This window comes from Bacteroides sp., assembly GCF_019417265.1.
Taxonomy (GTDB): domain Bacteria; phylum Bacteroidota; class Bacteroidia; order Bacteroidales; family Bacteroidaceae; genus Phocaeicola.
The window spans coordinates 1-6,652 of sequence record NZ_DXVR01000123.1; the positions used below are offsets into that span (position 1 = coordinate 1).

Genomic DNA, 6,652 nt, shown 5'->3' on the forward strand with positions numbered 1-6,652 from the left:
GTTTCTTTGCTACTTTCTTATCCGCTGACCTGCTCATGAAAGAAAGTAGCGGGCGGCAAGCCTGCCGCCCGATTTTACCGCTTTATCCTTTGCAGCACACGCTCAAGTGTGCGCTCGGCAATGGGGCGTGTGTCCTTGTTCCAAAGGTTATACCCGTGTACGGATATTCCCACGCTCCGCAAATCTCGGATATAACCGGACGCTTCATCTTGCGTGGGCAGGTAAACGAACTGCACCCATGCGTCCCTGCCGTCTGTCAGTATGAAATAGTATTTCATTTCGCTTGTTTTTTCAGTTGTTACGAATGGAGTGTGGGCGGTGTTTCCACCGCCACGCACTCAAAATTCCTTTATGTCGGCGATAGCCGTGCAGCGTGTGAGCCATTCCTTTACGCAGGGCATGTTGTATTCGGAAGTGATGACTGCCGTATGCCCGTTTATCTGCGTAAACCTCGTACTTTCATAGTCCTCCACCCATCCTTTGAGGCTGTCCGTTCCCCATGCGTCCGCATCGGCGAACATATTGTCCAAAACCTTGATAGGGTCGCTGAACGTCACTATCAGCGTTTCATATCCTGCGCTCATCGTCTGCCCTCCTTCGCTTTAATCCATTCGTCACGCAACCGCCTGCACTCGTCCAATGTGGGTTTCACGCAGGAGAACAGTTCTCCCGTTGTGGTGTCCCGATAGTCATATTGGTACATCGTGCGGACTTTGCGCCCGATTTTCAGTTGGAATTTCTCGTATTTCTCACCTGCCGTGCAGGTGCTTACTCCGTTAATAGTCATTCTTGTTGTCATAGCCTTATCAATTAAAATTCAACAATCAGTAATCTGTTCTCCAAACATTGGTCGGGGTCGGATGCCTTTTTCTGTGTCACCCACAGATGGTGTGCGCCATACCCGAATGCGAAAAGGGCGTTGAAAAGTTTCTTTCGGGCGAACACCTCCATTACCCCCCTTACATCCTGCTCGTCCTTTGTCAGTACAAGCGTGTTCAACAATTCGATGAACATTTCAGGCAGTTTCTCGTGCCACCCGAAAATCATGTTTTCTATTCTCACTTCCATATCAATAAGTATTAAGTTGTTAAACGATTACGCTGCTTCTTTCATCCGTTTCCGTATCTGCTCGGCATTGTCCTCCACCAATTTGATGATGCGGTCGTGGTATTCGGTGTTGGAGTTGCATACGCCACGGCTCTGCACCACTTTTAATGTCCGCAAGTCCACCTCCACTGTCTCGATGCGTCGCTCGTCTATCCGTGCGGAAAGTATCAGGGAGTTCTCATTGTTGTAGTAGGCGTTGGCATAGACGCAATGGTGCATGGCTTTCCCCTCCTCGTAGAACTCGTCCACGCTTTGCAGCACCTTGACGATGATTAGACCGTCCGTCAGTACAAGGTTGAGGAATGCGGCTTTCTTTCGGATATACTCGTCTTTCTCTTTCGCCATTTCTTCCAGACGCTTCCGCTCACGCTCCAACCGCTCGGCTTCCCACTCCCTGTGTTGCTGCTGCCGTTCACGCTCCAATTGGACTTGCCGTTTCCCCATATACAGGTCGTGAGCCGCCTTGAAATCGGGCGGGCATATGAAACGGGGGTTGCGCAAATCTTTTCCCAATCTCTCTAAGAGATATACGAGGTCGCACCACAATGAGATGTCGGTTATGGCATATTTATTCCGCATGGCTATCTTGTACGAGTTCCAACATCTGTCAAGTACCTGCGGACGGGAGAGGAAATAGCGCAAGTGTTCGATGTTGCCCGACTTCAGCAATGTTTCCGCACGGCTGTCCGAAAGGATAGCCTTGAAGAAGTCGTAAGGCAGTATGCCGTGCAGGTTGCCGTCAAAGCCATTTCGCTTAATTTCGGGGATAATCCGTCGGCGTGGATAGGTGCATATCGGGTCAATGTCATACACCTTATGCTGGTTGTTCCTGCGGATTTCCATCGGGCTGTCCTCGTTCCACAAGTCGTAGTAGAGAAGTGAAAAGCCACGCAACCTTGCCACTGTCTCGGACTTGCCGTCAGGAGCAATCCACCGCTGTGCCACCTCAAAGATGGAATACTCCGCCTTTTGCCCGACTTTCTGACGGCTCCTGACGAAAAAGAAACGTATTACCTGGTAGCCTTTGCAGGTGGTGATGATGGAGAAATACTCGTTGTCCACGAACACCCTCTTTCGGGTGTCCGTGATTTCCAATGCCGTGCCGCAGTTCGGGCAGGTGCATCCGCAAAGCGTGTCGGCAAGGCTGTGTCCGCTTTTCCATGCGTGTCCGCACTCCGTGCAGGTAATGACGCCTTTTGCAGTCCGCCTGCCGTAGTGCTTGAAACAATGGTGGAAAGCGTAGGTTCTCTGTGCGTTTGTCAGTTCGGGCAGGGTTGCGCTCAGACGGATGACTTCTTTCTGTATGGGTGTCTTGGGTTTCATAGGTTCAGAATAATGAAAGTTCAACTTGTTGTGCGTTTGTCTTTTGGTTCGCCTTAGCCTTGTTCCGGTTTTGCATCTTGCGCAGTTCCTCGTCTTGGTATTGGCGGATGGCTCTCTGCCTTGCTTCCGCCTTTTCCTCGTCCGTCAGTTCAACTCCGCATACCATGACTTGGCACGGGATTGGTTTGCCGATGTCGATGTCGTCCTCGTCAAAATAGTGTACCGCTTGCGACAAGACTTCCCCTGCGGTAACGCCTATGCCGTTGCCTCCATTGCATTGGCTTTTCGCCCAATGCAACAAATAGGTGATGCAATCGTCCATGTTCTTGTTCGGCTTGCTGTAACTTGCTGCAAACAGCTTGTCCTCCGCCGCACGGCTGTCCAAATAGGCTTGGATGGTCCGCTTGAAATGGTCTGTTCCGTTCATATCTGTATGTATTTTAGTTATTTGAAAAATTCTCCGTTGGATAAAAACTCGTATTCGTTGGCTTCGCAATCACGCTCAAAGGCTTCCTCGTTGCTAGCATATTCCACATCATCCCTGCAAAAGCGGAAAAAGCTGTCGATGCAGTCATTCATCAAGTCATACAAGTTCGTATGCTTGTCGGGGACTTTCAGAAAGTCGTATATGGGTTTCAGTATGTCCATGTCCGCACAATAACCCGTCAGCACACAATCATTGGTTACGGATATCCGACTTCTGCGCTGTTTGTGGAAGTCCTTTTTGTGCCAATAGGTCTTGGGCTTGAAAAGGTTGTGCCAATAGTTGTTCACGATGAATTTCAGCAACCGCACACCGCACAGTTCTTCCTCTTCCCCGCTGTAATTTGAGATGAATTGGAAATTATAGGTACAGGCATCATAATTCCACCTGCTTACCTTTACCTTGAAAATCTCCTCAAAGGCTTTCAACGTTGCCCTGTTGTCGGATGCGTCATATTCAAAGCCTTTCAACCACTTCCAATAGGCGTTCTCTTTCGCCTTGTCCGAAAGCTCGTCCACCTTGTAAACTTCGTATTTCCTCGTTTCCGTTCTCATAACTTTGCTCTATTGTTCGTCCAACATATTGTGATAAAACAACTCGTCATCCCGTCCGTAGATTTCCATCGTAGGGTTGTTGTCGTTTTCCGCAGGGGACAGTCCTTCCACCGTTTCGGGGTTCAATTCGTAGTCGCAATAGATGACGTTCTCGTCCATACCGATATGGCTGTTCACGTCTTTATCTTCCCATGAAAGAATGATGGATTTGGCTTCTTCATAGCTGTTCGCTTTGATGGAGAAGCGGGTACGTTCCCAGCAAGTTACCTTGCAATCCATATAAAAGTCAAAAGTTTCCATTGTCTGTAATTTAAGATGGTTATACGGTTTTCTGTAAAATCTCTATGTGGTATTGGGGCGGGCATTCCAAGATGAGAAAGGCGATGAAGTCCTTTCTTGCCTCCTTGTTCAACTCGTGGTACAACCTCCTGAATGAGGAAAAGTTACCGTTGATGCACACCTCTACCATATACTCGAAGATGTTGTCCACCTCGTAATACCTGCATTGTTGTGCCACTGTCTTGCTGTGTCTTTTCGCCATATCCGTATGAATTAAAGGGTTAATAACCAAATGAAAATTCCGATAGCTGCCACTACTGAAAGCAGGGCGGTGAGGATGCCGAACATGAAGTTCAACATACCCAGCAGGATTTCCCCTGCGATGCCCACCGCCAAACCTCCTGCGCAAAGGGTAATGCCCCATGCTGCTCTCACCATTGCGGACAATACGCTCCGCATAGCCTTTCCGATGTCGTTCAATGTCATTCTCATATCTTCCAATTTTTAGATTGTTGTTACTTGTCTTGCTCGGATGGGGAGGTCGGGTCGAGTCCTTTTTCTTTTCGCCTCTCCGTATGTCCGATGTCTCCTTGTGACGTCTTCCGACCGCGCACCGGTCGTTTTCGTTTCAGGGGAAAAAGCAAAGGTCAGGGGAGTAGGTTCAGCAAATTTTTTCGACAGAATACTACCTGAGCCTGCGAAGTGTGGAGATTGTGGCTAAAAAATTTGTGTTCCTAATCCCGTCTTTACCTTTGCCCCTGCAACGAAAATGACCACTGATGCCGTCTGGAATGGCGGCATGGGGACATTGGCATACACTTGGAGAGACGGAAAGGAAAAGGGGGAAGTATGTGAAATGGCGCAACGCGCCACAGGAAAATCGAAAGGGCGGCGCAACTGACAAGGGAAAGCCTCGCTTTCCTGCCGCCGTGACGGAAGTCCCGTGACCGTCATTGTCATGCGGGCATGGCTTGCGGTCGCGGGTGTTCCTCCGGCGGCATCTGTCTGAAAATGGTCTTGCCTGCCATTGCTCCGATTGGCAACGGCAGGGCAAGACGGTTGGAAGACAGGCCACACATGACAGCCGGGAATAGTCGCAGGAGCAGATTCACGCTTGCCGTGTCCTGCATCCGGCGGCATTTCCGGCTGACAACGGAAACGAAAAAAGAAAAACGAATAAGACGGTCTTGGCCGTTCAGCACAAGCACATAAAAGAAGTGTCCGCGACGATGGCAGTGTCACTGGTGACATTGTGGTCGTCGTGGGCTTTTCTTTGCTTGTGCTGCTTCTGAAATGGGCTTGCGCACATCAAGCCGGAAGCCGTTTTCAGAACAGGAAAAATGATGGAGGATAAAATTTGCGGGCGAAATAAAATTGCGGGAAATTTTGCAAAGACGGGGACTGTTTTGTACCTTTGCAAAAAGTAAGGACGTTCTTTCGCTTGATGCAAAATGAGGCAGATTATAGAAGTTCGCTGGTTTCTAAACCGTTAACAAGTCTGTTTTGTTTCTCTGTTAATTATCTCATAGCTTGAAAGATACAATTTTTATTGTGTCTTGCAGTGTGAAAAGTTATCGTTTTGTTTATCCCGCTATTTTGCGCCCACGTTTTTAATACCACGTTGATATAAGTGGGGTATGGTAGATAGAAAACCTTATCGGTATCTTTGGCCTCGCCCCGTTCTGGCATCCATTTTAAAGCCTCACCAGACAGGGGTAAATAAAGGGTCTTTTGGGTCTTCTTCATCACTATTTTTGCCCGGTATTGCTCGCCATCCTGAATAATATCTCCCCATGTTAACGCCTGAATATCACCCAGCCTTAACCCACAAAAACAACTGAACAAATAAGCCTGTTTGGTTGGCTCGTTGATACACGTTGAGCCGATCAGCTTTTTTATTTCCTCAACGGTCAGGTATTCACGTGTGCTTTCTGGGATCTTTATTCTATCATCTGAATTTACTTTTGTGATGGGGTTGTAGGGTATTATTTCTTCCTTCACGGCAAAGTTCAAGGCACAATTCAAGCACCTAAAATAACCTGCCGTTGTGACCTTGGCCATGAGTTTACCATCTTTCCTTTTGGCATTGTTCAGGTAGTCAATAAAGCCCAAGCAAAAAGCTTTATCAACTTCTTTCATGGTGACGGTTTCACCCTTGTACTTGATTAAATGTTTGATCGCTTTATCTATTTGAACGTGGAAAGCGGCACTTTGCCCCGTTTTTAACTTGTGATCACTATAATACCTCATCCAGTCTATTAGAAGCATTTTTGATCGTGTGGTAGTCTTTACCACTCCCGCCTCATCGTTTGTTAGTTCTATGACTTTTTGAGCCTTGATAGCGTTTGCCGCTTGTAGCGTGTTTAGATTCCTTACCTTAGCTGTCTCGTCTGTTTCTGGAATAAGGTAGAGTTTTAAAAACTCGTACTGCCGTTTACCATCCCTGTAAATATCCAAGTACAGGCTTTTGTTACCGTTTGCAAGCTCTTTGAATCGTAGTCTAATAGGCTCCTTGGCCTTGACCGCTTTCTTTTTCTTTGCCATGATGTTTTCTGAATTGTTACCACTACAAAGATAGTCATTTTTTGTTACCCGACAATGACGAGTAACAAACGAGTAACAAAAATGACACAAAAATAATAAAAACAAAGACAAAAATAAGTTTCTAGAATGTCGGCAAATGCTGTTTAAATTACTGATTTTTATTGTTATTAATTGGCTTTTGTTTGAGTGTGATTTTATCAGTGTAGGTTATTGGCGATACCTCTTGTAAAATAAACTAGCAATTCCCACACTTCTTTATTTATATTAATCACCCTTGGGGGATTGGGGTAAATAATATCCAGTTGTATGCAAAAGGTGCATGACATTTTTGAAGTTAAACTTTCTTGGAAAGGGATAAAAA

The 6,652-nt window shown here is 46.9% G+C and carries 11 protein-coding genes; all 11 read right to left on the reverse strand.

Features of this window, described 5'->3' with window-relative positions; all coding sequences use genetic code 11:
* Window positions 1-74 precede the first annotated feature (74 nt).
* On the reverse strand, window positions 75-278 hold the full coding sequence (locus QZ379_RS11545) for a hypothetical protein (protein WP_008156960.1): 204 nt from the start codon (window positions 276-278) through the stop codon (window positions 75-77).
* 60 nt (window positions 279-338) lie between these two features.
* The gene (locus tag QZ379_RS11550) at window positions 339-584 is read right to left on the reverse strand and encodes a hypothetical protein (protein ID WP_004322012.1); all 246 of its coding nucleotides are present in this window, start codon (window positions 582-584) and stop codon (window positions 339-341) included.
* Window positions 581-799 (reverse strand): DUF3873 family protein, encoded by a 219-nt coding sequence (locus QZ379_RS11555; RefSeq protein WP_004322011.1) that lies wholly within the window; start codon window positions 797-799, stop codon window positions 581-583. Before QZ379_RS11555 ends, QZ379_RS11550 begins: the two co-directional genes overlap by 4 nt.
* Window positions 800-810: 11 nt before the next feature.
* Window positions 811-1,068, reverse strand: a complete 258-nt coding sequence (locus QZ379_RS11560) for a hypothetical protein (RefSeq protein ID WP_004322010.1) — start codon at window positions 1,066-1,068, stop codon at window positions 811-813.
* A 27-nt stretch (window positions 1,069-1,095) separates the two neighbouring features.
* Window positions 1,096-2,430 carry a PcfJ domain-containing protein gene (locus tag QZ379_RS11565; protein ID WP_004322009.1) on the reverse strand — a complete coding sequence of 445 codons (1,335 nt, stop codon included), beginning with the start codon at window positions 2,428-2,430 and terminating at the stop codon, window positions 1,096-1,098.
* A gap of 4 nt (window positions 2,431-2,434) precedes the next feature.
* Window positions 2,435-2,857, reverse strand: coding sequence for a PcfK-like family protein (locus tag QZ379_RS11570; RefSeq protein WP_004322008.1), 423 nt, complete (start codon window positions 2,855-2,857; stop codon window positions 2,435-2,437).
* Between the two features lie 17 nt (window positions 2,858-2,874).
* Window positions 2,875-3,468 carry a hypothetical protein gene (locus tag QZ379_RS11575; RefSeq protein WP_004322007.1) on the reverse strand — a complete coding sequence of 198 codons (594 nt, stop codon included), beginning with the start codon at window positions 3,466-3,468 and terminating at the stop codon, window positions 2,875-2,877.
* Window positions 3,469-3,477: 9 nt separating this feature from the next.
* A complete protein-coding gene (locus tag QZ379_RS11580; RefSeq protein WP_004322006.1) occupies window positions 3,478-3,768 on the reverse strand; it encodes a hypothetical protein in 291 nt (96 codons plus the stop codon).
* Between the two features lie 19 nt (window positions 3,769-3,787).
* A complete protein-coding gene (locus QZ379_RS11585; protein WP_004322005.1) occupies window positions 3,788-4,009 on the reverse strand; it encodes a hypothetical protein in 222 nt (73 codons plus the stop codon).
* A gap of 11 nt (window positions 4,010-4,020) precedes the next feature.
* The gene (locus QZ379_RS11590) at window positions 4,021-4,239 is read right to left on the reverse strand and encodes a hypothetical protein (RefSeq protein ID WP_004322004.1); all 219 of its coding nucleotides are present in this window, start codon (window positions 4,237-4,239) and stop codon (window positions 4,021-4,023) included.
* A 1,026-nt stretch (window positions 4,240-5,265) separates the two neighbouring features.
* Complete coding sequence (locus QZ379_RS11595) at window positions 5,266-6,291, reverse strand: site-specific integrase (RefSeq protein WP_124317461.1); 1,026 nt, start codon at window positions 6,289-6,291, stop codon at window positions 5,266-5,268.
* Between the last annotated feature and the right edge of the window lie 361 nt (window positions 6,292-6,652).